The organism is Pseudomonas sp. SBT1-2 (genome assembly GCF_028640875.1).
GTDB classification, from domain to species: Bacteria; Pseudomonadota; Gammaproteobacteria; order Pseudomonadales; family Pseudomonadaceae; genus Aquipseudomonas; species Aquipseudomonas chlororaphis_I.
Window position 1 is genome coordinate 1 of sequence record NZ_JAQZAA010000009.1, and the last position, 24,683, is coordinate 24,683.

Sequence of the window (24,683 nt, forward strand, 5' to 3'; positions counted from 1 at the left end):
CTTATCGCAGCCTGCGGCAGCGGCTACAGTGCGATGCGTCGTAAACCGGGCAATCCCCGACATCCCCACTAGGAGCAAATCCTTGAGGGGACTACAATCGCCAGCCGCGCTCCTCCGATGGCTGATCCGCCCCGCATGTCGACCTGCTCCGTACACCCGCTGCCCTATCGCCCCAACCCCGCCGAGTATTTCGCGGCGATCCGTCATGCCCCTGGCGCCGTCCTGCTCGACAGCGGCCGGCCCAGTGCCGAGCGCGGCCGCTATGACCTGCTCAGCGCCTGGCCACGGGCCCAGCTGGCCGTCCTCAAGGACGAAAGCGGCGAAGATTTCCTGCAACGCCTGCGGCTCAACCTGGACCAGCTGGGCCAGGCGGCGATCCCCGCGCCTTACCAGCTGCCTTTCGCCGGCGGGCTGATCGGCTACCTGAGCTACGACTTCGGACGCCACCTGGAACGCCTGCCCAGCCAGGCCCTGGATGACCTGCAACTGCCCGATGCGCGCTTCGGCCTCTATGACTGGGCGCTGATCAGCGACCATCAGCAGTGCACCAGCCAACTGGTGTTCCACCCGGCCGTCGACGCCGCCGAACGCCAGCGCCTGATCGCCCTGTTCAGCCAGGTGCCGGCCAGCACCGACGGCAGCTTCAAGCTCAGCGGGCCGATGCGCCCCGACCTCAGCGCCGCGCAGTATCAACAGGCGTTCGAGCGTATCCAGGCGTACATCCAGGCCGGCGACTGCTATCAGGTCAACTTCGCCCAACGCTTTCGCGCGCCCTGCGTCGGCGATCCGTGGGCTGCCTACTGCGCGCTGCGCGCGGCCTGCCCCACGCCTTTTTCCGGGTTCCAGAGCCTGCCGGAAGGTGGCGCGGTGCTGAGCCTGTCGCCGGAGCGTTTCGTGCGGATCAGTGAGCGCCAGGTGGAAACCCGGCCGATCAAGGGCACCCGCCCACGCAGCCAGGATGCCGCCGAAGACGCGGCGAACGCCGCCGAGCTGCTGGCCAGCCCCAAGGACCGCGCGGAAAACCTGATGATCGTCGACCTGCTGCGCAACGACCTGGGCCGCACCTGCCGCATCGGCTCGGTGCGGGTGCCGGAGCTGTTCAGCCTGGAAAGCTACCCGAATGTGCATCACCTGGTGAGTAGCGTCACCGGCGAACTGGCGGACGACAAGGACGCACTGGACCTGATCGCCGGCAGCTTCCCTGGCGGCTCGATCACCGGCGCGCCGAAGATCCGCGCCATGCAGATCATCGACGAGCTGGAGCCGACCCGGCGCGGGCTGTATTGCGGTTCGTTGCTGTACCTGGATGTGCGTGGCGAGATGGACAGCTCGATCGCCATCCGCAGCCTGCTGGTCAAGGACGGGCAGGTCTGCTGCTGGGGCGGTGGCGGGATTGTCGCGGACTCGGACTGGCAGGCCGAGTATCAGGAGTCCATCACCAAGGTGAAGGTGCTGCTGGAGACCTTGCAGAGCCTTTAAAGGCATCATGGGCAAGTCGGATCGCCGCGCGCTCGCTCCTACGGGTCAATGTCGTTCACGGCAATGCGGCACGACGCGGCCTGTAGGAGCGAGGCTTGCCCGCGATAGCTGCGCCGCGAACCTACAGGCTCAACTCGCGGTTCGATGCCTTGAGGAACTCCTGCTTCAGCTCGGCAAAGCTGTGCACCGCCGGGAACTGCGGGAACTCGCGAATCACGTTGTCCGGGGCATGGAACAGAATCCCGGCATCGGCCTCGCCGAGCATACTGGTGTCGTTGTACGAATCCCCCGCCGCGATCACCCGGTAGTACAGGCTCTTGAAGGCCAGCACTGACTGGCGCTTGGGGTCTTTCTGGCGCAGCTGGTAACCGGTCACCCGGCCGCTGTCGTCGGTGACCAGGCGATGGCACAGCAGCGTGGGGAAGCCCAGCTGGCGCATCAGCGGCTGGGAAAACTCATAGAAGGTGTCGGACAGAATCACCACCTGGAAACGCTCGCGCAGCCAGTCGACGAACTCGATGGCGCCGTCCAGCGGCTTGAGGGTGGCGATCACTTCCTGAATGTCCGAGAGCTTCAGGCCGTGCTCGTCGAGAATCCGCAGGCGCTGTTTCATCAACACATCGTAATCGGGGATATCCCGAGTGGTCGCCTTGAGGGATTCAATCCCGGTTTTTTCGGCAAAGGCGATCCAGATTTCCGGGACCAGTACACCTTCCAGGTCGAGACAGGCAATTTCCACGAGACACTCCCATTTGTATTGGTTATTCGAGCGAGCAAAAGGACTGCCGAACTCTAGCGATTCGCCCCAGCCCACGCAACGCAAGGAGCGCGCCAGCCGGGGGCGGATTTTGTTACCATCGCCAGTATCTAGAGCGCTCAGCGCCACCGACCTGTAGGAAACCGCCCTGATGAGCCCATCGTTCAATGTCGCTGAACTCGCCGCGACCTATGCCCAAAAATCCGCCCAGGACATTCTCAAGCTGGCCTTTGCCGAGTTTGGCGATGACCTGTGGATCTCTTTCAGTGGTGCCGAGGATGTGGTGCTGGTGGACATGGCCTGGAAGCTGAACAAGAACGTCAAGGTCTTCAGCCTCGACACCGGTCGCCTGCACCCGGAAACCTATCGTTTCATCGAGCAGGTACGCGAGCACTACAAGATCGACATCGAGGTGGTTTCGCCGGACCACGCCAAGCTCGATCCTTTCGTCAAGGAGAAAGGCCTGTTCAGCTTCTACAAGGACGGCCACGGCGAGTGCTGCGGCATCCGCAAGATCGAACCGCTGCGCCGCAAGCTGTCCACCGTCAGCGCCTGGGCCACCGGCCAGCGTCGCGACCAGAGCCCGGGCACCCGCAGCCAGGTGGCGGTGCTGGAGATCGACAGCGCCTTCTCCACCCCGGAACGCACCCTGTACAAGTTCAACCCGCTGGCGCAGATGACCAGCGAAGAGATCTGGGGTTACATCCGCATGCTCGAACTGCCGTACAACAGCCTGCACGAGCGTGGCTTCATCAGCATCGGCTGCGAGCCTTGCACCCGCCCAGTGCTGCCGAACCAGCACGAGCGCGAAGGCCGCTGGTGGTGGGAAGAAGCCACGCAGAAGGAATGCGGCCTGCACGCCGGCAATATCATCAGCAAGGGCTAAAGCCCCCGATTCCTCTTTCCTCTGGTCTGTCGGAGTGAAGCTTGCTCGCGAAGCGGTGTGCCAGGTACGCCGTCTCGCGAGCAAGCTACGCTCCTACAGAAGCCCCTCCTCCCGATAAAAATCTTGTACACATAAGTGTCACTACAGGTGCCATTTTTGTGTGCACTTTATGCCTCGACGCCCCAGAAGGTTACACCCTTTTCCCTGGACCATCCTCCACCGCGCTCACACCCCATCCCCTCGAAAATAAATACCTGTTCGAACGGTCAATTTATAATTTCGTAGTTTCAGTTACTTAGAAATTATTAAGAACAAACCGAAATTATCAGTCGCTTGCTTAGATTGGGTTCTGGCACGGAAGTGGCTTAAGTCGCTTCGCATCCTGTATACAACTTAAATAAAAAATACATACACTTTATATCCGCAAGCCGGGTTCCCGAATCCGCCTGCAGATGCCCAGAACCCAGTGATTCCCGGACCCCAGCCGAAGGCTGCCGAGCCTTGCGCTCAAGCACAGTCAGCGCAGGTCCGCAATCAGGAGCCTGCCGGAATGCGTACAAGCCTTGCCAACAACATCGCACTGGATTTGCCCTCCTCCCACACCCACCTCGGCCCCGGCACCGCCGCCACGGTCGACCTCAGCCCACGCCTGCACAACCGCGACCTGGCGCCGACCAAGGTCGAAGGCCGGCGCTGGGGTGGATACAGCATCTTTGCCCTGTGGACCAACGACGTGCACAACATCGCCAATTACTCCTTCGCCATCGGCCTGTACGCCCTGGGCCTGGGCGGCTGGCAGATCCTCCTGTCCCTGGGGATCGGCGCGGCGCTGGTGTACTTCTTCATGAATCTGTCCGGCTATATGGGCCAGAAGACCGGCGTGCCCTTCCCGGTGATCAGCCGTATCAGCTTCGGCATCCATGGCGCGCAGATTCCGGCGCTGATCCGCGCGGTGATCGCCATCGCCTGGTTCGGCATCCAGACGTACCTGGCCTCGGTGGTGTTCCGGGTCTTGCTCACGGCCATCCACCCCGGCTTCGCCGACTACGACCACAACTCGATCCTCGGCCTGTCGAGCCTGGGCTGGGTGTGTTTCGTGGCGATCTGGCTGGTCCAGCTGGCAATCCTCGCCTATGGCATGGAAATGGTCCGGCGTTACGAAGCCTTCGCCGGCCCGGTGATCCTGGTGACCGTTGCCGCCCTCGCCGCCTGGATGTTCACCCAGGCCGACGCCAGCATCGCCTGGTCGATCCGCGAGCCCTTGAGCGGTGGCGAGATGTGGCGCCAGATCTTCGCTGGCGGCGCGCTGTGGCTGGCGATCTACGGCACGCTGATCCTCAACTTCTGCGACTTCGCCCGCTCCTCGCCCTGCCGTCGGACTATCAAGGTCGGCAACTTCTGGGGGCTGCCGGTGAACATCCTGGTGTTCGCGGCCATCACCGTCTTGCTCTGCGGCGCGCAGTTCCAGATCAACGGCAGGATCATCGAAAGCCCGACCGAAATCATCGCCTCGATCCCCAACACCTTCTTTCTGGTGCTCGGTTGCCTGGCGTTCCTGATCGTCACCGTGGCGGTGAACATCATGGCGAACTTCGTCGCCCCGGCCTTCGTGCTCAGCAACCTGGCGCCGAAATACCTGACCTTTCGCCGCGCCGGGCTGATCAGCGCGACCCTCGCGGTGCTGATCCTGCCGTGGAATCTCTACAACAGCCCGCTGGTGATCGTGTACTTCCTGTCCGGGCTCGGCGCCCTGCTGGGGCCGCTGTACGGGGTGATCATGGTCGACTACTGGTTGCTGCGCAAAGGCCGGATCAACGTGCCCGAGCTGTACAGCGAGAACCCGCAAGGCGCGTATTTCTACAGCCGCGGGGTCAACCTGCGGGCGGTGGCGGCGTTCATTCCGTCGGCGCTGATCGCCATTGTCCTGGCCCTGGTGCCGGGGTTTGCCAGCGTCTCGCCCTTCTCCTGGCTGATCGGCGCCGGCATTGCCGGCCTGCTGTACCTGATCATCGCCAAACGCCAGCCACACTATGCGGATGTCAGCGGCGAATCCATCGCAGTCGACAACGTCTGCCACTAACCTTGAACGGCCCGCGTGCGGCGGGCCCCGAATGCCTCATCGATAAGGACAGCCCATGCGAATTCTCGTGGTCAACGTCAACACCACCGACTCCATCACCCAGGCCATCGCCCGCCAGGCCCAGGCCGTGGCCGCGCCCGGCACTGAAATCATCGGCCTGACCCCACACTTCGGCGCCGACTCCATCGAAGGCAACTTCGAAAGCTACCTGGCCGCCATCGCCGTCATGGACCGCGTGCTGTCCTACGACCAGCCCTACGACGCGGTGATCCAGGCCGGTTATGGCGAGCATGGCCGCGAAGGCCTGCAGGAACTGCTCAATGTGCCGGTGGTGGACATCACCGACGCCGGCGCCAGCACCGCGATGTTCCTCGGCCATGCCTACTCGGTGGTGACCACCCTGGATCGCACCGTACCGCTGATCGAGGATCGCCTGAAACTCTCCGGCCTGTACGACCGTTGCGCCTCGGTACGAGCCAGCGGGCTGGCGGTGCTGGAGCTGGAACAGGACCCGGCGCGCGCCGTGGAAGCCATCGTGCGCCAGGCCGAGCTGGCGGTCAGCGAAGACAAGGCCGAGGTGATCTGCCTGGGCTGCGGCGGCATGGCCGGCCTGGACGAGCAGATCCGCCAGCGCACCGGCGTGCCGGTGGTGGACGGCGTGACCGCGGCGGTGACCATCGCCGAATCCCTGGTGCGCCTGGGGCTGTCCACCTCCAAGGTGCGCACCTACGCTACGCCGCGGCCGAAGGCCATCATCGGCTGGCCAGGGCGTTTCGGGCGCTGAATCGGCGCTTTCGTCGAGGACCTATCGCGAGCAAGCTCGCTCCTACAGGAAGCGGGTTTGCGCGCACCTTCAGACCGCGCTGAAGCGTTGCTCCAGGCCCAGCACGGCGAACTGTTCGATCACGAAGTCGACGAAGGCCCGGGTCTTGCCCGGCAAGAGTTTGTGCTCGGCGTAGTAGATAGAGATGTTGCCGTCGTCGACGTACCAGTCCGGCAATACCCGCTGCAGGGTACCGGCATTCAGATAACCGACGGCGAACGGCATGCTCACCAGCGCCACCCCCAGGCCCTGGGCGGCGCTGGCGCAGGCCGCTTCCGAATCGCTCATGGTCATCCGCGCCTTCAGGTTCAGCGGGCTTTGCTGCCGGGTGCGACTGGTCAGGGCCCAGGAACGTATCCGCCCGGTCTGTGGCGAGCGGATCAGGATGCCTTCGCAATGCTGCAAATCCTCGGGCTGCTCGACCGCCGCGCAGCGCGCCAGGTACTCCGGCGAGGCCACCAGGATGCGGTGAGCCGGGCTCAGCCGTCGCGCCACCACCCCTTGCGGCAGTTCGAAGCCGCCGCCGATCGCCGCGTCGAAGCCCTGGCCGATCAGGTCCACCTGGCGATTATCGAAATGCCAGTCCGGGCTGATCTCCGGAAAACGCCGCAGGAATTCGCCGAGCATGGGCACGATGTACAGCCGCCCGAACACCGTGCCCATGCTGACTTTCAGGGTCCCCGCCGGGCGCCCTTCGGCGCTGGCCAGGTTGGCCACGGCGTTCTGGATGGTGTACAGGCTGGCGCTGACCTCATCGAGAAACAGCTTGCCGGCCTCGGTCAGGGTCAGGCGGCGGGTGCTGCGCTGAAACAGCCTGACCCCGAGCCGGGCCTCGAGCTTGGCCACGCTTTTACCCACCGCGGCGGGGGTCAGGCTCAAGCGCCGCGCGGCTTCGGCAAAGCTGCCGACTTCGGCGCTGCGCACGAAGCATTCGATGCTGCTGAAGGTTTCCATGGCGCCTCACTCTAAACTTCTGGTTTATACAGACTAGAGCGATTCCTATCTACACAGCACCTAATCCGAGGTCGATACTCGACTCCAACCACAAGGCAGCCCGCCTTGGACTTTTGGAGAACGACATGACCACCCAATCCCTCAGCGGCAAAGTAGCCTTGGTTCAAGGCGGTTCCCGCGGCATCGGCGCCGCCATCGTGCAACGCCTGGCAGCCGAAGGCGCCGCTGTCGCCTTCACCTACGTCAGCTCCACTGCCAAGGCCCAGGCCTTGCAGGACAGCATCACCCAGGCCGGCGGCAAGGCCCTGGCGATCCTCGCCGACAGCGCCGATGCCGCGGCCATCCGCCAGGCGGTCGACAGCACGGTCGAAACCTTTGGCCGCCTGAACATCCTGGTCAACAACGCCGGCGTCCTGGCCGTCGGCCCGCTGGAAGACTTCAAGCTGGAAGACTTCGACCGGACCCTGGCCATCAACATTCGCAGCGTGTTCGTCGCCACCCAGGAAGCAGCCCGGCACATGGGCGAAGGCTCGCGCATCATCAACATCGGCAGCACCAATGCCGAACGCATGCCTTTTGCCGGCGGCGGCACCTACGCCATGAGCAAGTCGGCCCTGGTCGGCCTGACCAAAGGCCTGTCCCGCGACCTCGGCCCACGGGGCATCACCATCAACAACGTGCAGCCCGGCCCGGTCGATACCGACATGAACCCGGCCCACGGCGACTTCGCCGAAAGCCTGATCCCGCTGATGGCCATCGGGCGCTACGGCCACGCGGAGGAAATCGCCAGCTTCGTGGCTTACCTGGCCGGACCGGAAGCGGGTTACATCACCGGGGCCAGCCTGAGCATCGATGGTGGCTTCAGCGCCTGATTCCTGCGCCCATGAAAAACGCCGGGGCACCTTCATCAGGTGGCCCGGCGTTTTTTGTAGGGGCTGTCGCAGGCTGCGATAAGCCCGATAGGGCTTCAAGAACGGCGCCTCCTGCGGAGTCGATCGCAGCCTGCGGCAGCGGCTACAGGTTCAGCTCCATTGCAGCAGCGGCAAGCCACAGGCCGCCGGCTGGAACCCCTTCAACGAACGCAGAATGGCATCGGCATGGGCGTACTTGGCGTCCGCCATCGCCGGGTCGGGAATGGCGATCGCGGTCATCCCCGCCGCTTTCGCCGCGGTGACACCGAAGGGCGAATCCTCGAACACCAGGCAATCCTCGGGAGCAACGCCCAGGCGCCGCGCGGCGGTCAGGAAGATATCCGGCGCCGGCTTGGCCGCGCCCACTTCCGGGTCGTCGGCGGTGACTATGGTGTCGAACAGCGCGAACCAGTCGCCGTGCAAGGTGGTTTTCTGGGCGAAAGACTGGCGCGAAGAACTGGTGCCCACAGCGATCGGCACGTTATTGGCCTTGAGGTGCTGCACCAGCTCCTGCGCCCCCGGCATCGCCAGCGCGCGGGGGAAACGCTCGCGCATCAGCGGCTCGCGAATCACCAGGAACTCCTCCGGCGTGATCGGCAGGTCCAGTGCTTCGACCACATAGCGGGCCAGGTCCGCGGCGCCACGGCCGATGATGTTCTGCTTGACCGTCCAATCGAAGGTGCGACCGTAACGATCGGCGATCAGCTGGGTCACCTCGGTGTAGATGCCTTCGGTGTCCAGCAGCAAACCGTCCATATCGAAAATCACGGCCTTGATCGGGCCCACATCATTCAACTGTGCATTCATCGCATCTGATCCGTTAACAAAAAACATCCCGGGGAGCGGCTCAGGTACGGCCAGTTTTTTGCCCGATTAAAGGGTTCAGCAGCATAGCCGCGCCGAATGACAGGGAGCAACCTCAGGCCAGCGCGCAGGCAGACAAAAGCCCAGACAGGCCGGGCTCGATGGTCTCGGCGAATGAATAAAGCAAGCTAGCGCCCCGCGCGTCCGCTGCCGCCTCCGGGACCGCCGGTGCCGCCACCCGCGCTGCCGGTTCCACCGCCGGCACCGCCGCCGCCCATGATGGAACCATTGACGCCGGTGGAGCCCATGCCGCCGCCCTGGCCGGAAGAGCCGCGCGCATTGTCGGCTCGGGAACGGCTGTTCGTGACACCTACACCATTCCCGCCCAGGGCCCCAGGTCGCAGCATCAGATCGCTGCCGGAACCGCCCTCGAAAGAGCGCCCGGAAGGATGGGTTGGAGCCCGTCCGTCAGCGGATTCTGCCAGGCTGGAGAAGAAGAAAATCGACACCAGGGCGACCAGCACCAGGCTCAGCAGTTTTGCCCGGCTCACGACGAGCCTCCCGGGGCGGTGCGACGCTTGCCCCTGGCCGCCTTGCGCTGCGGCTTGGGTCGAGACAACTCCTGCTCGGCGTTGGCGTCCGGGAGGATCTGCTCGGGAGTCAGCGCATCCGTGGGGGACAGCAGCGGATATTCGGGCGTTTCATCCCGGTCGAGATGTTTCGGATCATGCTTCATATGTACCTCACACCGGTCATGCCGGCGTGCAGGAAGCAGACTTCACGGGCGTTCTTCCTCCGACTCGCCTGCCTCATCGTCATCGCTCAGTGGCACCAGGGCGTCATCCATCAGCGAGCCCGGGTCTTCATTGCCCGGATCGTTGACCAGGGGCACGCCCGAGGCATCGTCTTCTTTCTTGTCAGCCGTTTCCGGAGTCATGGCAAACCTCGTCGACACAGTGTGTCCATCATTGAATTCGAGGGGCTGGAGCGATATTCGTTCCCATAAAAAAGCCCGGCACAGGGCCGGGCTTTTTGCACACTGCAGCAGAATCAGTCGTGCTTGTGCTTGTGTTTATTCTTGTGCTTCCTGCCGCCGGAGTGATGGTCATCGTCACCCATGCTGCTGCCCAAGGCACCACCGGCCGCGCCACCCAGGCCTGCACCGATGGTCGAGCCCGTTTTGCCGCCCAGCTTGTTGCCGATCACCGAACCGCCGGCCGAACCCAGACCGCCACCGATGGCCGCCTCGGTACGGCTGCCTTTACGGGCACCGACCGCACTGCCGGCAGCGCCGCCAATACCCGCCCCCACCGCGGCACCGGTGCTGCCGCCAATCTGTTGTCCAACCACGTTGCCCAGCGCGCCACCCAAACCGCCGCCGACCGCAGCAGTGCCATCACCGGCGGCCATCGCACCTTGAGCAGCCAGAAGCCCCAAAACCAGAGCAGGCAGTGTTAAACGCATGATGTAAACCTCGAAAAAGATGCTGGAGAGTCATTCTATAGCGGTGTCTGACTAAAGCTGAGCGGCGACAGCGCAACGCTGTAATCCTTTTAGTCAAAGTGTTGGACCGTTTTTGCGCAAAGAGTTTTCACCCAGGCAAAAAAAAGCCCGCTGGGGAGACGGGCTAATAGGATTTGCTTTAACGGATGAGTTGAGCCTACGCACTCACTTGTGAAGAAATTGTGAAAACAACGCCTCTCACAAATAAAGGGGATCAGGGCATGTTTCCAGCCCCTCTCCCAGCTGAAGCAAACTCATGCACGAAGAACCAGTGCCACTGAAGAACGCCCCGGAGCATGGGGGCTGCCAATGGCACGGGGTTCTACGCAGGGTGTCAGGCAAATTGCCTTGTTCAGGAGTTCCAGCGACAGGCTTACTTGATGCTACGGATGCTGCCTTTGTTGCCTTTGACAGTGACCGATACCTTCTTGAAGACGAAGTAGTTTTCTTCACTGACTTCATAACGTGGCGCAACGATCAGGTCGGCACCGGACGCCTTGACGGCCTTGTAGGCTGCTGCCGATTTCACTGCACTGACCGGGTCCAGCATGCCCAGGCCGCCACCGGTATCACCACCGTAGGTCACGCCATCGGCGAACTGGTTGTCACCACCGAACTTGAGCACACCGAACAGAATGTTCACCGAGGATTGCCCCGAGATGGCCTCGCCTACCGCAACGTCTGCCTTGAGATCAGCCTTGACCTGGCTATCGATCGGGGCGGCGGGTTGGCTGATGTTGTAGCTGGTGCAACCGCTGACAGCGATGATGGTCGACAGGGCAATGAATTTGAAAGCCTTCTTCACTGGTTCTATTTCCTTATACCTGATCAAAAACAGTATCCGACAGAATGTCGGCCCCACACGAAATGTGAGGGAGCGGACCTTAGCGTCGTGGGAAAACCAGGAATATGGGACCTATCTCAAAGCGTTCTGGATAGTTCTGAAACAATCAATTTAGAGCCTTTCAGGCCGAAAAACCCCGCTGCAAGGCGGGGTTTCATGCTGCAAGTCAGCGCCTCGTCGTGGGCGCCACTTTTGGGAAAAACTTTGTCTGAGTCACCTTGGGTAACGCACTGGATCTGGTCTTGCCTGCCACCGACGCCTTGGCCGGAGGCTCACTGTCAAACGCTGCCTGACCGCAGCGCACCAGGTTGTTGATTGGGAATTCATCCCCGTTGTCCTCGATAAAAGGATCGCTCATCTCCCTGCTCCCTCCAACAACCGGACGATACCGGCAAACACCTGATTGCCTAGAAAATATCGACCGTCACGGCGTTTCAGACTAGACGGTCATTTAAGGACTTGCAGTTCACAGGAGAAAAGACCGACGAATGGCCCAAGCCGGGATTCTTCGTGCAAGGGTGTGGATCGTCGTTGAAAAAGGAGCCGATGGTGTGCATCAGCTCCTTTGCGACTGCGTTTCGCCTAGACCTTACGAGCGTAGTTGCTGGCCCCGAACCAGTCGACCACCACCACGGTTTCATCCCCCACCACCCAGGCGTCATGACCTTTAGGCAGGGAGGTGATATCGCCCGGTCCAGCGATGATTTCAGTGCCGTCATCCATCAGGATCGCCAGCTTGCCGGCCACGTGATACTGAAAGTGCGGCGCCTGGCAACTCGGTGTCTGCGCCAGCGGCCGGATATCGTTCGACCAGCGCCAGCCCGGCTTGAACGTGAAGCGCCCCACTTCGCATTGACCGATCTTCAGAATCTCTGCCTTGCCATTGGAAAACTCGCGGGTCTCGTCCGGTTCGGAGAAGGATTTGTGCTCGGTGACCTGTTCGTGCGTGGACATGATCGTGTCCTCGATTGAGTAGCTGCAAAGCCTGCCGGCGCCGGCAACATCGCCCCACGCTCGCAGACCGCCAGCATCGCCCCACTCGATGCGCATGACCATTCTAGACCTGAAAGCGTGGGGTGCCCGGGACAAACGCTAAACGTAAGGTTGCTCACCCCCCCCGAGGCAGACGCTGCAAGCCCGCCATGGCCGTCAGCCGCTGGGTCCAGGCTGCACGCCAATCGCCCGTGTGCGCAGCCTTCGCTTTGCGCGCCGCTCGACGTGCCGCATTGCGCTGATTCTTGCGGGCTTCCTTGAACACCTCGGTATTACGGCAACTGCGGCATTTGACCCGCGCCGGCTCGGTGCTGGACATGAGATTGGAACCCTTGTGGCCGCAGGCCAGATGCCCGGCGACCTTGAAGTGAATGACCATTGCGCGTCTCCTCGCAGCCAGTACGGGGCACAGAAAACCGCACGCTGATGCCCGCCTGATATCGGCGGAAAACCTCACCTTCAAGGTGACCGGGCCGCCAGGCTTCGCAGGGGTAACAAAGCCAAAGACCACTCAGGTATCCAGCGTGATCGATACCTCGCTGGAGCAGCCTTGGCTGTTGCGAACTCGTAATGATTTTGACCGTGGCGAGGAAACGGCGTTCAGCAAAGAAACCGCTCGCCAACGGCTGCGACAAACAGGACCCAGAAAGCACAAAACCCCTGACTTCTCGAGGAAATCAGGGGTTTTGCGTCGATCGAATATGGCGGTTGAGGAGGGATTCGAACCCTCGATACAGTTTCCTGTATACACACTTTCCAGGCGTGCTCCTTAAGCCACTCGGACACCCAACCGTGTCTCGTCAAACCGATTCAGTCTGTCGAGGCGCGCTAATGTAGTCGAAAGCTTTTCTGATGGCAAAGGTTTTTTTCAGAATTTTCATGCGCTTAAGACATTTCTCTGGATTCCGGCACTTCGACGACATCAGCGTCATGGCAAACCGGCCAATCTCTGGCCTGGCTGGCAGCTATATAGCAGAGCCGATACGCGCCCCAGGTGGCCGGCTACGCTTGTCAGGCCAGAAAGGGCTGACTCGCCAGTCAGTCACAGCGCTTTACCTGACCTGTGACCGTGGGTAACGTCTGCCCCACTTCAATACAAGGAATTGCGTCATGAGTGAGTTGATTTCTTACCACCTCGAAGACGGTATCGCGACCCTGACCTTGAGCAATGGCAAGGTCAATGCCATTTCCCCGGACGTGATTGCCGCCTTCAATGCCGCGCTGGACCAGGCCATCACCGATCGCGCGGTGGTGATCATCACCGGGCAGCCCGGCATTCTGTCGGGCGGCTACGACCTGAAGGTGATGACCGCCGGCCCCAAGGAAGCCGTGAGCCTGGTGACTTCGGGTTCGACCCTGGCCCGCCGCCTGCTGTCGCACCCCTTCCCCGTCATCGTCGCCTGCCCTGGGCACGCCGTGGCCAAGGGTGCGTTCCTGCTGCTGTCGGCGGACTACCGCATCGGCGTCGAAGGTCCGTTCAGCATCGGCCTGAACGAAGTACAGATCGGCATGACCATGCACCACGCCGGCATCGAGCTGGCCCGTGACCGTCTAAGCAAATCCGCGCTGCACCGCTCGGTGATCAATGGCGAGATGTTCGACCCGCAAGGCGCGGTGGATGCCGGCTTCCTCGACAAGGTGGTAAGCGCCGAGGAGCTGCAAGGCGCCGCCTTGGCCGCCGCGCGCCAACTGAAGAAGATCAACATGACCGCCCACAAGAACACCAAGCTGAAAGTGCGCAAGGCGCTGCTGGAAGCGCTGGACAACGCGATCATCCTCGATCAGGAACACCTGGGCTGAAGCTTGAGCCCATCGCATACCAGCCCGGCCCTGCGTCGGGCTTTTTTATGCCCGCAGCGCGAGAAAGACCGGCGCGATGCTCTAGCCCGCCACTGAGCAAAGAGTTGGAAACATGCGCTTAAACATCGGCCATCTTCCCCTTCTATACAGGTAATTGCCGAAAACAGTGCACATCCGTACACTGCGCCACCTTTTGTCCCCGGTGGGCCTGTAGATGCTGTATCTGTTTCGTATGTTATTGATGGGCCTGCATTTTATTGCAGCGGGGATTCTCGGCGTGGTGCTGGGGCTGTGCCGCCCGTTCAACCCGGATAACAGCCGCCTGTGCGCGCGCCTGTATGCCTTGCCTGCCATGTGCATTCTGCGCCTGCAGGTCAAGGCCGAAGTCGGGCCGCTGATGGACAAGCCCAAGAGCTGCGTGATCATCGCCAACCACCAGTCCAACTACGACCTCTTCGTGTTCGGCAACGTGGTGCCCCAGCGCACCGTGTGCATCGGCAAAAAGAGCCTGAAGTGGGTGCCGCTGTTCGGCCAGCTGTTCTGGCTGGCGGGCAACGTGCTGATCGACCGCGGCAACGCGCACAAGGCGCGTCGCTCGATGCTGACCACCACCCATACCCTGCAACACAAGGACACCTCGATCTGGGTGTTCCCGGAAGGCACCCGCAACCTCGGTGAAGACCTGCTGCCGTTCAAGAAAGGCGCCTTCCAGATGGCCATCGCCGCCGGCGTGCCGATCGTCCCGGTGTGCGCCAGCAGCTACATCCGCCACATGCGCCTCAACCGCTGGCACAGCGGCAGGATCCTGATCCGTTCGCTGCCGGCGATTCCCACCGCCGGGCTGAGCCTGGACGACATGCCAAGGCTGATCGAGCAATGCCGCGAACAGATGCGCGAGTGCATCGAATCGATGGACCGCCAGCTACAGACCGCCTGAAAACAGCCCGCCGCGTGCGGGCTTTTTTATTGCCGGCGAACTCCGCCCAGCAGGCTGACTCTGATCAGTCATGGGGCTAAGCTGCACGGAGTCTCACTCCTCATTTCGATAAGAAGAAGCGAACAGGAACCATGGGTAGAGTTGTTGCCGCCGCTGTCTACAGCGCAGGTAAAAAAGTCACTGATATCACCCTCGACGAAGGTGCAGCCTGGGCTGCCAAACCCGGGCACTTCGTCTGGATTGGCCTCGAAGAACCCAACGCCCAGGAACTGGCCAATCTGCAACGCCAGTTCAACCTGCACGAACTGGCCATCGAGGACGCCCTGGAAAAACACAGCCGGCCGAAACTCGAAACCTTCGGCGACGCGCTGTTTATCGTCACCTACTCGCCCGTGCGCGAAAACGGCAAGCTGGAATTCATCGAGACCCACATCTTTGCCGGCAACGGCTACATCATCACGGCCCGCAACGGCCATTCCAAATCCTATGCGTTCGTCCGCCAGCGCTGCGAGGCACGACCGTTGCTGCTCGAGCACGGCGAAGACTTCGTGCTCTACGCGCTGCTGGATTTCGTCACCGAGAATTACCAGCCGGTCAGCGAAGCGATCCATGCCGAGATCGACGCGCTGGAGCACAGCGTGTTGTGCAGCTCGCTCAACGAGCGAGATATCCAGCACCTTCACAGCCTGCGCCGCGATGTGCTGCGCCTGCGCCGCTATGTGGCGCCCATGGTGGAGATCAGCGAAGAGCTGCAGAAGCTCAGCTTCCCCTTTATCGACAAGAACATGCGCCCGTACTTTCGCGACGTGCAGATCCACGTCACCCGGCAGATGGAAGACCTGGCGACCCTGCGCGATATCGCCAGCCAGACCATCGAGATCGGCGTGCTGCTGGAGGCCTCGCGACAAAGCGTGGTGCAACGCAAATTCGCCGCCTGGGCGGCGATCCTGGCGTTCCCGACCGCGGTGGCCGGGATCTACGGCATGAACTTCGACAACATGCCGGAGCTGAAGCTGCACTATGGCTACTTCGGCGTCCTGGCGTTCCTGGTGCTGGGCTGTACCGGGTTGTGGGCGAGCTTCAAGCGCTCGGGGTGGCTCTGACAGCGGAGCCGGGCAGGACGCTCCTACAAGGGCCTTGAGGCCTTTGTAGAAGCGAGCCGGCTGGCGATGCGGCTATGGATTCAAACCGACCCGGCCTGCGGCTTGTGCGCGACAAAACGCATCATCCACTCGGCAACGGTGCTGCCGTGATGATCCCGGTCCAGGCTGGCGATGCCCTTTTGATAGACCTGCTCGCCCAGGTGCTGCTGGCGCAGGTCCAGCAAGGCCCGCGAATAGTCGTGGATGAACTCCGGGTGGCCCTGGAAGCACAGCACCTGGTCATTGATGTGATAGGCCGCGAACGGGCAGAAATCGCTGGAAGCGATGACCGTGGCGTTTTCCGGCAAGGCGGTCACCTGGTCCTGGTGGCTGATCAGCAGCGTCAGCTCCTCCACCACAGGGCTCATCCACGGCGCCTTGGCCGCCAGCTTGTAGTTGTGGGTACCCACGCCCCAGCCCTGGGTCGCGCGTTCGCTCTTGCCGCCCAGCAGCAACGCCAGCAGTTGATGGCCAAAACAGATGCCCAGCAGTTTATCGCCGCGCTTATAACGCTCCAGCAGGTAAGTCTTGAGGGTTTGAATCCAGGGGTCGGTACCGAAGGAGTCGGCCTTGCTCCCCGTGACCAGGTAGGCGTCGAAGCTTTGGTCGTCGCTCGGGTAGTGGCCCTGCATCACGTTGTAGACGGTAAATTCGGCAGCGATTGGCTGCTGTGAGAACAGGCGCTGAAACATCTGCCCGTAACCCTGATATTGATCGACCAATTCTGGACGCAGGATGTCGGTTTCCAGAATGCAGATGCGTAGCGACATAAAAAATACCTGACACGTGATGGGAATAATGAACACCCCAGAGCCTGCCTTGAAACGCCCGACCAAGGCAAGCCCCGCGATGCATCACTTTAATCCCTTCAGCCTCAGAACAACTGGCCCTTGGCGGCCTTCTCCAACAGTAGCGCCGGCGGCGCGAAACGCTCGCCATATTGCTCGGCCAGGTACTGGGCACGGGCGATAAAGTCCCTCAGGCCGTACTGGTTGATGAACTGCAAGGCCCCGCCGGTCCAGGCCGCGAAGCCGATACCGAAGATCGAGCCGATATTGGCATCGGCCGTCGAGCGCAATACACCCTCCTCCACACAACGCACGGTTTCGATGGCCTGCACGAACAACAGGCGATCGCGCACGTCCTGTGGCGAAATCTGCCCGTCGGCTTTCTCGAAGCGGGTTTTCAGCTGCGGCCACAGGTGCTTCTGCGCCCCGGCCGGATAGTCGTAGAAACCGCCGCCCGCCGCCTTGCCTGGACGCTTGTATTCATTGAGCAGCAGGTCGATCACGGCAAAGGCCGGATGCTCCGGCAGTGGCTTGCCTTCGGCCTGCAGGTCCTTGGCGGTCTGTTGGCGGATATGGCTCAGCAGGCTCAGGGAAACCTCGTCGCAGATCGCCAGCGGACCGATCGGCATCCCCGCCTTGCGCGCCTCGGTCTCGATCATCGGCGCGGCCACGCCCTCGCCGAGCATGGCGATGCCTTCGTTGGTGAAAGTGCCAAACACCCGCGAAGTGAAAAAGCCGCGGCTGTCGTTGACCACGATCGGGGTCTTCTTGATCTGCTGGACGAAGTCGAAACCGCGCGCCAGGGTTTCATCGCTGGTCTGCTCGCCCCTGATAATTTCCACCAGGGGCATTTTTTCCACCGGGCTGAAGAAATGCAGGCCGATGAACTTGCCTTGATCCGGTACCGCCTTGGCCAGGCCGCTGATCGGCAGGGTCGAGGTGTTGGACGCGATTACCGCCTGCGCCCCTACCACTTGCTGCGCCGCCGCCGAGACCCTGGCCTTGAGCTCGCGATCCTCAAACACGGCCTCGATGATCAGGTCGCAACCGGCCAGGTCGGCGTCCTGCTCGGTGGTGCGGATTCGCGCCAGCGTGGCGTCACGCTGCGCGGCGCTCAAATGGCCACGGGCGACCTTCTTCTCCAGCAGCGCCGCCGAATGGGCCTTGCCCTTCTCGGCCGCCGCCAGGTTGATGTCCTTGAGCACCACCTCGATACCGGCCACAGCGCTGACATAAGCGATCCCGGCGCCCATCATTCCGGCACCGAGCACCCCGACCTTTTTGGTCACATAGGGCGCAAAACCTTGGGGACGGGAGCCACCGGCATTGATCTCGTTGAGCTGGAACCAGAAGGTGCCGATCATGTTTTTCGCCACCTGGCCGGTGGTCAGCTCGGTGAAATAGCGGGCTTCGATCAACTGCGCGGTATCGAAATCGACCTGGGCACCCTCCACTGCCGCACAGAGAATCTTCTCCGGCGCCGGCAGGCAGCCCTGGGTCTTGCTGCGCAGGATCGACGGCGCGATGGCCAGCATCTGCGCGACTTTCGGGTGCGACGGCGTGCCCCCGGGGATCTGGTAGCCGGCCACGTCCCAGCGCTGCTTGGCCGCCGGGTTGGCGACAATCCACGCCCTGGCCTTGGCCAGAAGATCGTCGCGGTCGCTGGCCAGTTGATCGATCAGGCCGGCTTGCAGCGCCTGTTGCGGCCGCACCTTCTTGCCTTCCAGCAGATACGGCAGGGCTTTTTCCAGCCCCAGCAAACGCACCATGCGCACCACCCCGCCACCGCCCGGCAGCAGGCCAAGGGTCACTTCCGGCAGGCCGATCTGTAGCGATGGGTCGTCCAGCGCCACTCGGTGATGGCAGGCCAGGCAGATCTCCCAGCCGCCGCCCAGGGCCGCGCCGTTGATCGCCGCTACCACGGGTTTGCCCAGGGTCTCCAGGGCCCGCAGCTGGCCCTTGAGGGTCAGCACCATGTCATAGAAGGCCTGGGCTTCGGCCTTACCGACCTTGATCAGTTCATTGAGGTCGCCGCCGGCGAAGAAGGTCTTTTTCGCCGAAGTGACGATCACCCCGGCAATCGATTCCTGCTCGGCTTGCAGGCGGGCCACGCAGGCGGCCATGGCCTCGCGGTACACCGCGTTCATGGTGTTGGCGCTCTGGCCCGGCATGTCGATGGTCAGAACGACGATCTGGTCCTGGCCCTTGTCGTAACGGATGGCTTCGGTCATGAAAGTGTTTCCTTGAAGTCAGGGCTCAGAGGCGTTCGATGATGGTGGCGATACCCATGCCGCCACCGACGCAGAGGGTCGCCAGGCCGTAACGCTGGCGCCGCGCTTCCAGCTCGTCGAGCAGGGTGCCGAGGATCGCGCAGCCGGTGGCGCCCAGCGGATGGCCCATGGCGATGGAACCGCCATTGACGTTGACCTTGCCAGGGTCGATGGCCATGTCCTTGATGAACTTCAGCACCACCGAGGCGAACGCCTCGTTGACCTCGAACAGGTCGATGTCCTCGACCCGCAGCCCGGCCTTGGCCAGTGCCTTGCGCGTGGCCGGCGCCGGCCCGGTGAGCATGATGGTCGGATCGGTGCTGGTGACCGCCGTGGCGACGATCCGCGCCCGCGGCTTGAGGCCCAGCGCCTGGCCCTTGGCTTCGGAGCCGATCAGCATCAGCGCCGCACCGTCGACTATCCCTGAGCTGTTGCCCGGGGTGTGCACGTGGTGGATGCGCTCGACATGGCTGTAGACCCGCAAGGCGGTGGCGTCGAAGCCCATCTGGCCGATCATCTCGAAGCTGGGCTTGAGCTTGCCCAGGCCCTCGAGGGTGGAATCGGCGCGAATGAATTCATCGTGGTCCAGCAGGACGATGCCATTCTGGTCTTGCACCGGCACCAGGGACTTGCTGAAAGCTCCTGCCGCCCTGGCCCGCGCGGCCTTTTGCTGGGATTGCAGGGCAAAGCTGTCGACATCCTCGCGGCTGAAGCCTTCCAGGGTGGCGATCAGGTCCGCGCCTATGCCTTGCGGGGTGAAATGGCTGTGCATGTTGGTTTGCGGGTCAAGCACCCAGGCGCCGCCGTCGCTGCCCATGGGCACCCGTGACATCGACTCGACGCCGCCGACCACCACCAGGTCCTCGAAGCCGGAGCGCACTTTCATCGCCCCCAGGTTCACCGCCTCGAGGCCCGAGGCGCAAAAGCGGTTGATCTGCACCCCGGCCACGCTGACGTCCCAGTCGGCGACCAGCGCCGCGGTCTTGGCGATGTCGGCCCCCTGGTCGCCGATCGGCGTCACACAGCCGAGCACGATGTCGTCGACCTGGCTGGTGTCGAGTTCGCTACGCCGCTGCAGGGCATCGAGCAGCCCGGCCAGCAGGTTCACCGGCTTGACGCTGTGCAAGGCGCCGTCGGCCTTGCCTTTGCCACGGGGGGTGCGTAATGCATCGAATATCAAAGCCTGGGTCATGACGTCCTCGAACCGCTGTGCAGATGAATGATGACAGGGCTCCCACTCTTGGCCCCGAGGGCCCCGGATTCAATGACCGATGCGCTCACTGACCTTGACGGTCACGCTCAGACGAACGGTAGTGAGCTAATGGATTCCGCCCGCCGCATAACGGAACTGTCTAGACAAAGGGCGGGCAAGAAGATGGCAATAGGCCTCATGCGTTTTTTAAAGCATCCGCCTATTAGCTGATATGAAATGGATCTAAGCCAAGGGTTACAAGGCCCCTAAGGTAGGACTGTAGGCAGTGAATCGTTGCAGCCGGGTCTTGCCGGTGCACGCGTAAGAAAAGGGACACATCGCCTGACCATAGTGAAGCGGCAGGCATGCAGTTGATGTTCAGGAATAACAACAAAAGGCATTCAGCCATGTTCAAGCATTCGAAAGTCCGTCAAGCGGGGCTCATTCTGTTCGCAACCACCTTGCTTCTGATCTTGCCGAACCTCACCAAAGTGATCGGCTAGAGGCGTGGCCATCCCGTCACGCAATCGAATCTTTGTGCTCCGGTTCGCTACCGGGGCCGGCACTTGTGTGCCACTCTTTCTGACGCCGCGGCTACGCTGAATCAGGGCGTTGTCGCGCTTATCAGAAAACTGGAGACAGGCCCTACGCGGAGCTCTCCACCCCAGCGACGGAACAGCGATCAATTGAAATCTCTTATCCTCCTGTGCAGCGCCCTGCTGCTCACCACGCCCGTGCATGCCGCGCAGCTGACCCTGGAACTGGGGGCCGGCAGCCGCACCTGGCAGACCGATGAACTGCTCAAGCACCCTTTGGCCCGGACCGTCACCGTCAAGGATGACGTGTCATACAAACGCGACATGAGTTACCGCGCGGTGCCGATCTCGGCCCTGCTCACCGGCGTCAAGGCCGATGACCATCTGCAGGCCGTCGCCCTGGACGGTTTCGCCGCCGAACTGCCCGCCGCGCCCCTGCTCACCCAGGACGGCGCCCAGGCCTGGCTGGCCATCGAAGACCCGGCCAAGCCCTGGCCGCCCCTGGCTGAAGGCAAGCACAGCGCCGGGCCTTTCTACCTGGTGTGGACCAACCCGCAGGCTGGTCATATCAGCCCCGAGCAATGGCCGTTCGAAGTGGCGAGCATCAAGCGCCTGGCGCCGGTGGCGGAACGTTTCCCGGCCCTGCGCCCGGACCCCAAGCTGGCGGCCGACGACCCGGTGAACCAGGGCTTCGCCCTGTTCCAGAAGAACTGCCTGGCCTGCCATCGCCTCAACGGCGCCGGCGACTCGCAGTTCGGCCCGGACCTGAATATCCCCTACAGCCCCACCGAGTATTTCGGCGCGGACTTCCTCAAGCGCTATATCCGCGACCCACAGAGCCTGCGCCGCTGGCCACAGGCGAAGATGCCGGCCTTCGCAAGCAGCGTATTGCCGGATGCCGAGCTGGAGTTGCTGGTGGGGTATCTGAAGCATATGGCGGGGCGTAAGCAGGCGGCGCAATAGAGCTGCTCTTGCAGTGTTCTCCTGGGCGCTATCGCGGGCAAGCCTCGCTCCTACAGTCGAGTGAACTCCTCGGCGGCCGCTCTATTGCAACGTAATGCAATGGCTATCGACGACATAGCCAGACTTGATTTCACCGCCTGGGCAAAACTGCGCAGAATTCGCTGCAACAACGCAGATGACTTCAGCGCCGCCAAGGCGCGCAGTCGACGCCCCACCTTCATGGCGCCCATGGCAGCCGGCCCTGGAATGTCCCGACCGGTTTCCTCTCCTACCGGTCTTCCCTTTTGGCCACCCTCAGCGGGTGGCCTTTTTTTGCCCGCGCGTTTTGTAGGAGCGAGGCTTGCCCGCGATAAGGCCGATGCGGTTTTGCCGAAAGACCGCGTCCCCTTATCGCGGGCAAGCTGCGCTCCTACAGATCCCGGAGGCAGAAACGAAATCGGCCGACCCGAAGGTCAGCCGATACTGAGTCTTGACGCTATTCATATGCACTAAACGAGTCGCCCTCGAACCTCCTGCTTCACGCCCCAACCCTCGATGATCCCGCCCAGGGGCGCGACCACCGCTTCAAAGTCCTGCTCGAAATCGCCGATGCCGCCGTAGGTGGCGTACATCACCTTGCTCAGCTCCAGGTACCAGGCGCCGTCATCGCGCACGCTGACCTGGGCATTCAAGGATTCACCGCGGAACTGCCCTGCCGCCCTGCGTGCCCGCTCCTCGTCCGGGAAAATGGCGTAGAACTCGATGGGATGGAATCGTGAAAAGTCGAAACCGCCTTCTTTCATGCGGCGCAGCACGCTGCTGCTGATGTCTTCTTGATAGGCTGTGCTCATGAAACGTCCTCCTCAAACCGATGGATAGACTTTCCGTACTCCCTTGCCTGTCACCGCACGGTGCAGGCTTGCGGCGAGAAGATCGCCGCCAGGAAACAAGCATGTAGCTGACAAGACCAGACCTTAGCGATTCATTCGCTGATCTCGAATGCAGAGTAGCGCCAAGACGCAGGCGCTGCCAAGGTCTGGGTTCAAGCTCGGTAGGGCTTTGCGCATTAAAGATTAAATTGGAGCAATGCTGAGGATTTGAATGCTGTTCTGATCTTTCAGGCTCTTGAGCGTAGGGTCATCGGTACGCCCCTCCAGATCGTTGAGGTCAAGCTCGGCCGGAACCGGCAGGAGCTTTGCGCGAATCAATTGTGCCGCCTCCTCCATACTGGGCTGCTGCTCACAGTCGAATTGCTCCACTGACTGGACACCATGATCGTCAACGAAAGTGACTTGCCACTTTTGCATCAGTGCCTCCTTGATGAAGCCCATGGATGGACTCACAAGATGTCGACCCTGAAGAGCCAGTAATCGTTCAAACCAGGGGCCCGGCGGCGCCATTAAAAAAGGCCGCCCTGGGGCAGCCTTTTTTTTGCAACGATCGACGCTTACGGCTTCTCGGCGCGCGCCTTAAGTGCCTTGAGGGTGTTGAACGGCGCATCCACGACAAACTTGTTGGCCAGCCAGGATGGCACGCTGCCGCCCGGCTCGGTGTGCACCTGGTAGGTCACTTCGACCTGGTCCGCGCCCTTGGGCACGAATTTCCAGAAACCTTCGACCTGGGCGACACGCACGAAACCTTTCTCGTCGGGAACATAGGTCGGTACGCCTTCGAGCTTGCGGGTCAGGCTGCCGTCGGCTGCTTCGCTGGTGGTGACGTGCAGCACCGAATCACGCGGGGTAACCGGCCACGGGGTATTGAACTGGGTGTAGGTCCAGCTCTGCTCACCTTCGTGCTTGAGCAGTTTCTGCGACTTGCATTCGTGAATCCAGGCGCAGGCGCCCGTCACGTCGTCCTGCAGCGCGCGCAGCTTGGCCACGCTGGTTTTCATGGTGGTGACGCCCCGGTAGGCCTTGTATTTGGAACCGGCCACTTCACTCAAGGAGACCTTGATGCCGTCTTCATCCTTGGCCGTTTGCCAATCTTCGGCGTGGGCGGTGGCCGAGAGCAGAACGGTCAACCCACAGAGCACAGCAATTCGATGCAGCGAACCCATTGTCTTATTCCTTATTGTTGAAGTTCCGTTCATTGAAAACACTTCACGCCGCCGTCACTTGCTCCCACCAGCCCAACAAGCGGATAGCCTCTTCCCGGCTGCCGCCGCAGACTTCGACATCGGCCTGGAACGCACCACAGACGGCGGGCCGTTCGGGTTGGCCGAACAAACCGCACAGCAGTTCGACAGAAAGATGGATGCAACGTTCTCCGGCCGGTTTGCCATTGGGCATTCCAGGAATCGGGGTACTGATGGAAGGGGCAATGCAACAGGCGCCACAGCCTTCACGGCAGTTCATGACGACAAGCTCCTCGCGACGGGCAAAGTATTGAAATGACGCGGACTAGAGTAACCGCTAAAACAGCCGTTTGAAATTGGCCATCCGCTGGTTTTTGCTCTCGGGCTCGCGTGACTGACCAGTCTCCGACAAAGCGTCAGGGCCGCGGGTCACAGTCAGGATGAGGGTTTACTGCTTGAACTCGAAATCCAGCGCCGCGCCTTCCACATCACGCCGCTCGTCATTGCGCAGCTGCAACTGCATTTCGTTGCTCAGCAGGCGGCCGTTGAGCTGGAACGGACTGTCGTCCTTGGGTTTCTCGCCGAACATCGGCGGCAACAACGGAGTGCGTTTGGGTTGGTTGACCGAACCGATCGGCTGCAATTGCTTGACCATCTCCGGCGGCAGGCTCAGATCCACATTGGCTGATGGCAAACGCGTCTTCACGACTTCGCTGGCAGGCTTGGACTTGGAGGCAATCGGCGCGCGCCTTTTCTGGACCTTGGCCTTGGGTTTGGCCTTGCTGGTCGCTGCCGTCTTCTTTACCGGCGCGGCTTTCTTGGCTGCTGCGGTTTTCTGCGACTTATTCGCGGTGGCGCTTGCCGCGACCTTTTCCTGGGCCGGAGCCGCCAGAACGCTGGCCGTGCCGAAAGCACTCAAGACACTGACCAAGACCCAGGCAACAGGAAAAATCGCTTTCATAGGGAAA

28 protein-coding genes and 1 tRNA gene are annotated in these 24,683 nt (G+C 62.0%); 9 read left to right on the plus strand and 20 right to left on the minus strand.

Going from position 1 to position 24,683, the window contains the following annotated elements; translation table 11 throughout:
* Positions 1 to 135: 135 nt before the first annotated feature.
* Entirely contained in the window at positions 136 to 1,479 is a 1,344-nt protein-coding gene (gene pabB / locus PVZ78_RS00230; RefSeq protein WP_016704989.1) for an aminodeoxychorismate synthase component I, read from the plus strand.
* A gap of 121 nt (positions 1,480 to 1,600) precedes the next feature.
* On the opposite strand, the gene thrH is transcribed toward pabB, so the two are convergent.
* A complete protein-coding gene (gene thrH, locus PVZ78_RS00235; RefSeq protein WP_009047891.1) occupies positions 1,601 to 2,218 on the minus strand; it encodes a bifunctional phosphoserine phosphatase/homoserine phosphotransferase ThrH in 618 nt (205 codons plus the stop codon).
* 169 nt (positions 2,219 to 2,387) lie between these two features.
* Here thrH and PVZ78_RS00240 point away from each other — a divergent pair, with 169 nt between their 5' ends.
* The 3 genes from PVZ78_RS00240 to PVZ78_RS00250 all read left to right on the plus strand — a co-directional run bounded on the left by PVZ78_RS00240 (position 2,388) and on the right by PVZ78_RS00250 (position 5,986).
* Entirely contained in the window at positions 2,388 to 3,122 is a 735-nt protein-coding gene (locus tag PVZ78_RS00240) for a phosphoadenylyl-sulfate reductase (RefSeq protein WP_016704990.1), read from the plus strand.
* A gap of 550 nt (positions 3,123 to 3,672) precedes the next feature.
* Positions 3,673 to 5,202 carry an NCS1 family nucleobase:cation symporter-1 gene (locus PVZ78_RS00245; RefSeq protein ID WP_016704991.1) on the plus strand — a complete coding sequence of 510 codons (1,530 nt, stop codon included), beginning with the start codon at positions 3,673 to 3,675 and terminating at the stop codon, positions 5,200 to 5,202.
* A 55-nt stretch (positions 5,203 to 5,257) separates the two neighbouring features.
* Positions 5,258 to 5,986 carry an aspartate/glutamate racemase family protein gene (locus PVZ78_RS00250; RefSeq protein ID WP_028681992.1) on the plus strand — a complete coding sequence of 243 codons (729 nt, stop codon included), beginning with the start codon at positions 5,258 to 5,260 and terminating at the stop codon, positions 5,984 to 5,986.
* Between the two features lie 69 nt (positions 5,987 to 6,055).
* On the opposite strand, the gene PVZ78_RS00255 is transcribed toward PVZ78_RS00250, so the two are convergent.
* Positions 6,056 to 6,979 (minus strand): LysR family transcriptional regulator, encoded by a 924-nt coding sequence (locus PVZ78_RS00255; protein ID WP_028681991.1) that lies wholly within the window; start codon positions 6,977 to 6,979, stop codon positions 6,056 to 6,058.
* Between the two features lie 125 nt (positions 6,980 to 7,104).
* Here PVZ78_RS00255 and PVZ78_RS00260 point away from each other — a divergent pair, with 125 nt between their 5' ends.
* A complete protein-coding gene (locus PVZ78_RS00260) occupies positions 7,105 to 7,851 on the plus strand; it encodes a 3-oxoacyl-ACP reductase family protein (RefSeq protein ID WP_101282035.1) in 747 nt (248 codons plus the stop codon).
* A 150-nt stretch (positions 7,852 to 8,001) separates the two neighbouring features.
* Here the strand turns inward: PVZ78_RS00260 and PVZ78_RS00265 are convergent, their stop codons facing one another.
* From PVZ78_RS00265 to PVZ78_RS00310, 10 genes are all read right to left on the minus strand, one after another.
* On the minus strand, positions 8,002 to 8,697 hold the full coding sequence (locus PVZ78_RS00265) for an HAD-IA family hydrolase (protein WP_009047886.1): 696 nt from the start codon (positions 8,695 to 8,697) through the stop codon (positions 8,002 to 8,004).
* A gap of 185 nt (positions 8,698 to 8,882) precedes the next feature.
* Positions 8,883 to 9,245, minus strand: a complete 363-nt coding sequence (locus PVZ78_RS00270; protein ID WP_028681990.1) for a hypothetical protein — start codon at positions 9,243 to 9,245, stop codon at positions 8,883 to 8,885.
* Entirely contained in the window at positions 9,242 to 9,430 is a 189-nt protein-coding gene (locus tag PVZ78_RS00275) for a hypothetical protein (protein ID WP_273828069.1), read from the minus strand. Before PVZ78_RS00275 ends, PVZ78_RS00270 begins: the two co-directional genes overlap by 4 nt.
* Positions 9,431 to 9,472: 42 nt before the next feature.
* On the minus strand, positions 9,473 to 9,631 hold the full coding sequence (locus PVZ78_RS00280) for a hypothetical protein (protein ID WP_009047883.1): 159 nt from the start codon (positions 9,629 to 9,631) through the stop codon (positions 9,473 to 9,475).
* A 113-nt stretch (positions 9,632 to 9,744) separates the two neighbouring features.
* On the minus strand, positions 9,745 to 10,158 hold the full coding sequence (locus PVZ78_RS00285) for a hypothetical protein (RefSeq protein WP_009047882.1): 414 nt from the start codon (positions 10,156 to 10,158) through the stop codon (positions 9,745 to 9,747).
* Positions 10,159 to 10,570: 412 nt separating this feature from the next.
* On the minus strand, positions 10,571 to 11,002 hold the full coding sequence (locus PVZ78_RS00290; RefSeq protein WP_096373464.1) for a hypothetical protein: 432 nt from the start codon (positions 11,000 to 11,002) through the stop codon (positions 10,571 to 10,573).
* A gap of 205 nt (positions 11,003 to 11,207) precedes the next feature.
* The gene (locus tag PVZ78_RS00295; RefSeq protein ID WP_053278095.1) at positions 11,208 to 11,399 is read right to left on the minus strand and encodes a hypothetical protein; all 192 of its coding nucleotides are present in this window, start codon (positions 11,397 to 11,399) and stop codon (positions 11,208 to 11,210) included.
* Positions 11,400 to 11,623: 224 nt separating this feature from the next.
* Positions 11,624 to 11,995 (minus strand): cupin domain-containing protein, encoded by a 372-nt coding sequence (locus PVZ78_RS00300; RefSeq protein ID WP_009047879.1) that lies wholly within the window; start codon positions 11,993 to 11,995, stop codon positions 11,624 to 11,626.
* Positions 11,996 to 12,149: 154 nt separating this feature from the next.
* Complete coding sequence (locus PVZ78_RS00305) at positions 12,150 to 12,413, minus strand: hypothetical protein (protein WP_273828070.1); 264 nt, start codon at positions 12,411 to 12,413, stop codon at positions 12,150 to 12,152.
* Positions 12,414 to 12,736: 323 nt separating this feature from the next.
* A tRNA-Ser gene (locus tag PVZ78_RS00310) sits at positions 12,737 to 12,826 on the minus strand.
* Between the two features lie 318 nt (positions 12,827 to 13,144).
* On the opposite strand from PVZ78_RS00310, the gene PVZ78_RS00315 reads away from it, so the two are divergent.
* The 3 genes from PVZ78_RS00315 (at position 13,145) to PVZ78_RS00325 (ending at position 15,874) form a co-directional block, all read left to right on the plus strand.
* On the plus strand, positions 13,145 to 13,834 hold the full coding sequence (locus PVZ78_RS00315) for a crotonase/enoyl-CoA hydratase family protein (protein WP_009047877.1): 690 nt from the start codon (positions 13,145 to 13,147) through the stop codon (positions 13,832 to 13,834).
* A 214-nt stretch (positions 13,835 to 14,048) separates the two neighbouring features.
* Positions 14,049 to 14,771 carry a 1-acylglycerol-3-phosphate O-acyltransferase gene (locus PVZ78_RS00320; RefSeq protein WP_273828071.1) on the plus strand — a complete coding sequence of 241 codons (723 nt, stop codon included), beginning with the start codon at positions 14,049 to 14,051 and terminating at the stop codon, positions 14,769 to 14,771.
* A gap of 131 nt (positions 14,772 to 14,902) precedes the next feature.
* Positions 14,903 to 15,874, plus strand: coding sequence for a magnesium and cobalt transport protein CorA (locus tag PVZ78_RS00325; protein WP_009047875.1), 972 nt, complete (start codon positions 14,903 to 14,905; stop codon positions 15,872 to 15,874).
* Between the two features lie 80 nt (positions 15,875 to 15,954).
* Here the strand turns inward: PVZ78_RS00325 and PVZ78_RS00330 are convergent, their stop codons facing one another.
* The 3 genes from PVZ78_RS00330 to PVZ78_RS00340 all read right to left on the minus strand — a co-directional run bounded on the left by PVZ78_RS00330 (position 15,955) and on the right by PVZ78_RS00340 (position 20,163).
* Complete coding sequence (locus PVZ78_RS00330) at positions 15,955 to 16,683, minus strand: amidotransferase (RefSeq protein ID WP_016704995.1); 729 nt, start codon at positions 16,681 to 16,683, stop codon at positions 15,955 to 15,957.
* Between the two features lie 104 nt (positions 16,684 to 16,787).
* Entirely contained in the window at positions 16,788 to 18,932 is a 2,145-nt protein-coding gene (locus tag PVZ78_RS00335) for a 3-hydroxyacyl-CoA dehydrogenase NAD-binding domain-containing protein (RefSeq protein WP_009047873.1), read from the minus strand.
* Positions 18,933 to 18,957: 25 nt separating this feature from the next.
* Positions 18,958 to 20,163 carry an acetyl-CoA C-acetyltransferase gene (locus PVZ78_RS00340; RefSeq protein WP_009047872.1) on the minus strand — a complete coding sequence of 402 codons (1,206 nt, stop codon included), beginning with the start codon at positions 20,161 to 20,163 and terminating at the stop codon, positions 18,958 to 18,960.
* A gap of 686 nt (positions 20,164 to 20,849) precedes the next feature.
* Here PVZ78_RS00340 and PVZ78_RS00345 point away from each other — a divergent pair.
* Positions 20,850 to 21,662 (plus strand): c-type cytochrome, encoded by an 813-nt coding sequence (locus PVZ78_RS00345; RefSeq protein WP_016704998.1) that lies wholly within the window; start codon positions 20,850 to 20,852, stop codon positions 21,660 to 21,662.
* Positions 21,663 to 22,150: 488 nt separating this feature from the next.
* On the opposite strand, the gene PVZ78_RS00350 is transcribed toward PVZ78_RS00345, so the two are convergent.
* The 5 genes from PVZ78_RS00350 to PVZ78_RS00370 form a co-directional block, all read right to left on the minus strand.
* Positions 22,151 to 22,492 (minus strand): ribonuclease E inhibitor RraB, encoded by a 342-nt coding sequence (locus PVZ78_RS00350; protein WP_009042886.1) that lies wholly within the window; start codon positions 22,490 to 22,492, stop codon positions 22,151 to 22,153.
* Between the two features lie 222 nt (positions 22,493 to 22,714).
* The gene (locus PVZ78_RS00355) at positions 22,715 to 22,972 is read right to left on the minus strand and encodes a hypothetical protein (RefSeq protein WP_028681983.1); all 258 of its coding nucleotides are present in this window, start codon (positions 22,970 to 22,972) and stop codon (positions 22,715 to 22,717) included.
* 116 nt (positions 22,973 to 23,088) lie between these two features.
* A complete protein-coding gene (locus PVZ78_RS00360; protein WP_009047868.1) occupies positions 23,089 to 23,697 on the minus strand; it encodes an START domain-containing protein in 609 nt (202 codons plus the stop codon).
* A gap of 43 nt (positions 23,698 to 23,740) precedes the next feature.
* A complete protein-coding gene (locus tag PVZ78_RS00365) occupies positions 23,741 to 23,995 on the minus strand; it encodes a YkgJ family cysteine cluster protein (RefSeq protein WP_007928142.1) in 255 nt (84 codons plus the stop codon).
* A 168-nt stretch (positions 23,996 to 24,163) separates the two neighbouring features.
* Positions 24,164 to 24,676 carry a translation initiation factor 2 gene (locus PVZ78_RS00370; protein WP_273828072.1) on the minus strand — a complete coding sequence of 171 codons (513 nt, stop codon included), beginning with the start codon at positions 24,674 to 24,676 and terminating at the stop codon, positions 24,164 to 24,166.
* Positions 24,677 to 24,683: the final 7 nt, after the last annotated feature.

What these genes read in the sequence shown, in the direction of transcription:
- PVZ78_RS00275 (WP_273828069.1), bottom strand. Translation starts at nt 9,430, where the DNA reads ATGAAGCATGATCCGAAACATCTCGACCGGGATGAAACGCCCGAATAT.
- PVZ78_RS00320 (WP_273828071.1), top strand. Translation starts at nt 14,049, where the DNA reads ATGCTGTATCTGTTTCGTATGTTATTGATGGGCCTGCATTTTATTGCA.
- pabB (WP_016704989.1), top strand. Translation starts at nt 136, where the DNA reads ATGTCGACCTGCTCCGTACACCCGCTGCCCTATCGCCCCAACCCCGCC.
- PVZ78_RS00265 (WP_009047886.1), bottom strand. Translation starts at nt 8,697, where the DNA reads ATGAATGCACAGTTGAATGATGTGGGCCCGATCAAGGCCGTGATTTTC.
- PVZ78_RS00360 (WP_009047868.1), bottom strand. Translation starts at nt 23,697, where the DNA reads ATGGGTTCGCTGCATCGAATTGCTGTGCTCTGTGGGTTGACCGTTCTG.
- PVZ78_RS00315 (WP_009047877.1), top strand. Translation starts at nt 13,145, where the DNA reads ATGAGTGAGTTGATTTCTTACCACCTCGAAGACGGTATCGCGACCCTG.
- PVZ78_RS00340 (WP_009047872.1), bottom strand. Translation starts at nt 20,163, where the DNA reads ATGACCCAGGCTTTGATATTCGATGCATTACGCACCCCCCGTGGCAAA.
- PVZ78_RS00245 (WP_016704991.1), top strand. Translation starts at nt 3,673, where the DNA reads ATGCGTACAAGCCTTGCCAACAACATCGCACTGGATTTGCCCTCCTCC.
- PVZ78_RS00335 (WP_009047873.1), bottom strand. Translation starts at nt 18,932, where the DNA reads ATGACCGAAGCCATCCGTTACGACAAGGGCCAGGACCAGATCGTCGTT.
- PVZ78_RS00370 (WP_273828072.1), bottom strand. Translation starts at nt 24,676, where the DNA reads ATGAAAGCGATTTTTCCTGTTGCCTGGGTCTTGGTCAGTGTCTTGAGT.
- PVZ78_RS00330 (WP_016704995.1), bottom strand. Translation starts at nt 16,683, where the DNA reads ATGTCGCTACGCATCTGCATTCTGGAAACCGACATCCTGCGTCCAGAA.
- PVZ78_RS00365 (WP_007928142.1), bottom strand. Translation starts at nt 23,995, where the DNA reads ATGAACTGCCGTGAAGGCTGTGGCGCCTGTTGCATTGCCCCTTCCATC.
- PVZ78_RS00350 (WP_009042886.1), bottom strand. Translation starts at nt 22,492, where the DNA reads ATGAGCACAGCCTATCAAGAAGACATCAGCAGCAGCGTGCTGCGCCGC.
- PVZ78_RS00300 (WP_009047879.1), bottom strand. Translation starts at nt 11,995, where the DNA reads ATGTCCACGCACGAACAGGTCACCGAGCACAAATCCTTCTCCGAACCG.
- PVZ78_RS00250 (WP_028681992.1), top strand. Translation starts at nt 5,258, where the DNA reads ATGCGAATTCTCGTGGTCAACGTCAACACCACCGACTCCATCACCCAG.
- PVZ78_RS00260 (WP_101282035.1), top strand. Translation starts at nt 7,105, where the DNA reads ATGACCACCCAATCCCTCAGCGGCAAAGTAGCCTTGGTTCAAGGCGGT.
- PVZ78_RS00355 (WP_028681983.1), bottom strand. Translation starts at nt 22,972, where the DNA reads ATGGGCTTCATCAAGGAGGCACTGATGCAAAAGTGGCAAGTCACTTTC.
- PVZ78_RS00285 (WP_009047882.1), bottom strand. Translation starts at nt 10,158, where the DNA reads ATGCGTTTAACACTGCCTGCTCTGGTTTTGGGGCTTCTGGCTGCTCAA.
- PVZ78_RS00325 (WP_009047875.1), top strand. Translation starts at nt 14,903, where the DNA reads ATGGGTAGAGTTGTTGCCGCCGCTGTCTACAGCGCAGGTAAAAAAGTC.
- PVZ78_RS00240 (WP_016704990.1), top strand. Translation starts at nt 2,388, where the DNA reads ATGAGCCCATCGTTCAATGTCGCTGAACTCGCCGCGACCTATGCCCAA.
- PVZ78_RS00255 (WP_028681991.1), bottom strand. Translation starts at nt 6,979, where the DNA reads ATGGAAACCTTCAGCAGCATCGAATGCTTCGTGCGCAGCGCCGAAGTC.
- PVZ78_RS00295 (WP_053278095.1), bottom strand. Translation starts at nt 11,399, where the DNA reads ATGAGCGATCCTTTTATCGAGGACAACGGGGATGAATTCCCAATCAAC.
- PVZ78_RS00305 (WP_273828070.1), bottom strand. Translation starts at nt 12,413, where the DNA reads ATGGTCATTCACTTCAAGGTCGCCGGGCATCTGGCCTGCGGCCACAAG.
- PVZ78_RS00280 (WP_009047883.1), bottom strand. Translation starts at nt 9,631, where the DNA reads ATGACTCCGGAAACGGCTGACAAGAAAGAAGACGATGCCTCGGGCGTG.